Annotated in this window: 2 protein-coding genes; one reads left to right on the top strand and one right to left on the bottom strand. The window is 29.4% G+C overall.

Annotated features, from left to right (window positions below; translation table 11 throughout):
• Positions 1–1358: condensation domain-containing protein (locus J2Z44_RS21215; RefSeq protein ID WP_245353421.1), on the top strand; the 1358-nt coding region annotated here is incomplete at its 5' end.
• A gap of 848 nt (positions 1359–2206) precedes the next feature.
• On the opposite strand, the gene J2Z44_RS21210 is transcribed toward J2Z44_RS21215, so the two are convergent.
• The gene (locus J2Z44_RS21210) at positions 2207–2986 is read right to left on the bottom strand and encodes a hypothetical protein (RefSeq protein ID WP_021282552.1); all 780 of its coding nucleotides are present in this window, start codon (positions 2984–2986) and stop codon (positions 2207–2209) included.
• Between the last annotated feature and the right edge of the window lie 256 nt (positions 2987–3242).

The raw sequence follows: 3242 nt of genomic DNA, 5'->3' as shown, positions 1-3242 counted from the left end.
ACTCAAAGATAGAAAAAGTAGAGGAAAAAGAATACTATGAAGCATCTTCAGCTCAAAAGAGAATGTACATGCTTCAACAATTTGATAAAGATAGTGTAGCTTACAATATGCCAGCAGTTTTTGAATTAGAAGGTAAAATTGAAAAGAGTAAAATAGAAGAAACTTTTAGAAAGTTAATGGAAAGACATGAATCATTAAGAACTTATTTTGAGGTTTATAGTGAAAAACTAATTCAAAAAATACAAAACTATGAATTTGAATTAGTTAAAAAAGAAAATCAAAATGTAGAGGATGCAGTAAATGATTTTGTAAGACCTTTTAAGCTAGGCAAAGCACCATTATTTAGAGCAGAACTTCTAGAGAATGATAAGAAAATCTACTTGTTAATAGATATGCACCATATAATATCTGATGGAGTATCCATGAATATATTAATAAAGGAATTTAAGGATATATATAGTGGGGAGAATTTAGAACCTTTGAAACTTCAGTATAAGGACTTTGCAGCATGGCAAAATAATTTCTTAAAATCAGACTTGGTGAAGAGACAAGAAGAATATTGGCTTAGTAGGTTTAGTGCTGAAATACCAGTATTAAATATGCCTAATGATTATGAAAGACCACCTATACAAAGCTTTGAAGGTAATAGCATAAGTTTTGAAGTAAATGAAAAAACTACAAAAAAATTAAGAAACCTTACAAAGGAAACAGGGGCTACTATTCATATGGTTTTAATATCAGTATTTAATATACTTTTATCAAAGTATAGTGGACAAGAAGACATAATAGTAGGAATGCCAATAGCAGGAAGGCCCCACTCAGACCTTCAAAATATAATGGGCATGTTTGTAAATACATTAGCTTTGAGAAATAAGCCAGAAGGGGATAAGAAATATATAGATTTCTTGAGAGAAGTAAAAGATAACTCTATAAAAGCTTATGAAAATCAAAGTTACCAATTTGAAACTTTAATAGAGAAGTTAAAGTTAAAAGTAGATGCAAGTAGAAATCCATTATTTGATGTTATGTTTACTTCTATTGATTTATTTGACAAGAATGAAAAATTCTTAGATGGACTTTTAATTAAACCTTATAATATGAAGGCAACTTCAGCTAAGGTAGATTTAAATTTAACATTTAAAGAAAACTTAAAAGTAATAGATTTAACATTAACATATGCTACTAATCTTTATGCTAAAAATACTATGGAAATTATGATTGAGGATTATATTGGCATGTTAGGAATAATAGTAATGGATAAAGAGCTAAGTATAGATAATATAATTTTAAAATCCTCAGATAATTATTTTGATGACGCTTTGCAGTTAGATATATTAGCAGAACAGTTTAATATATAAGCCTGAGTAGTCACTAAAACTAAAATATAGCATTTGAATTTTTATAAAAATCAATTTATGACTATAGATTTTATAATAATCATCTATTTTATATAAAAATGGGTATGATAAACAAACCTGATAGAAGCAAGTTTTTAAAATATTGAGTTTGTTAATGTGGCTAACTTAATAAATTTAAGACACTAAAACCTGAGACTTTAAGTCTAGTATCTAGATGAATATTGATGCTGGCATTCATAATCATAAAAGAGTAACGATTTTTACTGCGTATTCTTAAAGAGTGAATTGAATAATCATTAAGAATACGGTTATTTATACGTTCTGAACAAGTTCTAGTTTTATAAACACCCTTCCATTGTTTAGAGCCTCGTGGAACTGGGGTAACTAAACGTAAATCCTAAGAGGGTTTAGTATATATTACTCTGCCATATGGAGAGGAATAGCATTGAGTAGAACAAGAATAAGTTTTAACTTTTTTGGAAACTAAAGACCAACGCCATTTGATGCAAACCATTTTATGGTTGTCCAATACAGATTGGAGCACCTTTATTGTTAATAGATAAGGCTGCAGGATACTTTAAATTTCCTTAATTTTTGGAGTTCAAACAATAAAGGGATTAATGTTCCATTTGGAATATAATTCATATGTAGGATAGTTGTCGTTGGCTGAGTCAAGCACATAATTTGATATTAGGAACTTCAGTAACAGTTCTTTAAATTCAGCCAGTGCAACTATTCCAGAAATGCTGTCATGTCTACTTGCTCTCTACAAAGCGTAGATAAACTGGTAAATCTATCTTATATTCTTTATTGTAAGTAGATAGTGCATAAAGGGTACAACCATAGAATCAAGAGTTTTCATGGCTATCCCAGCCCCAAGTAGCATCAATATCATATAATCTACGGGTACATTTACAATTGTAAATGCTTTTATCACGGCAATCACAAACTTTAGTGTCATAGTATGAAGCATGACTATGTACAGAAGTATAGTCACCAGGAAGTGTAAGATTATCTTTTCTTATCAGATTAAGTTTAAAGGAAGGTTCTACAGCAACTATTGTAGATATTGTTTGAAGTAAATTTTCTGACCTACGAGAAAATGTCCGATTTTTACTATAAGAGTCAGAAATCCTTTGAACAACACCTAAACGTTTGCTAGGTTGTTTGTTGTTTTTGAAAGGTGATTTAATTTTAGATGGTTTTTTCTTGTAATGGTGTAATTTCTTTTGGTTAATACGGTCTAACGCTAAATCAGTACCCCATAATTTAGATATAAAATAATAGTGTGCACCAATTGAAGGGGTTTTACCGTGGTTACAACGGATACAGTTAGCAAGTAAATCATCATTATGAAGTTTATTTACCCAGTTAGTAATACTTGCTTCTTGTAGAAATAACATTAGGGAAAATGAACGAAATATTTCAGGTTGAAGGGTAACAGGGCTACCTTTGTTAGAATAATAAGGTTTCAATATCTCAAAAAGGATATCTAAATCTAAACAGTAAAGTTTAGATTTAGAAGATTCAAATTCTACAACTCTTTTAGGAAAAGTTTTGTAGAATGAAGAGAGATTTGAAATAAGAAATTGCTGATAATCAGCATGGATTGACCAGCTTTTAAGCATAAAATAATCCTACTAAAAATGTATTTTTAAGAGGATGGACGAATTTTTTATATATTTGTCAAGCATTTTATGCTAAAATGTGGGAACCAATAAAAAAATAAAATATGAAAATAGAGTAATCACAGGCTTTAACGAATTTCTGTGAGTGCTCAAATTATACGAGTATTCCTGTAATAAAGAGATTTAGTCTTTGAAGATAACAAAAAAACCTGATATAAATATATTGTGTCACTTGCAAGAAGACAACAATAATTCA

Source organism: Clostridium punense (genome assembly GCF_017874425.1).
GTDB lineage: Bacteria > Bacillota > Clostridia > Clostridiales > Clostridiaceae > Clostridium_J > Clostridium_J punense.
This window is presented reverse-complemented; position numbering and strand designations above follow the sequence as displayed.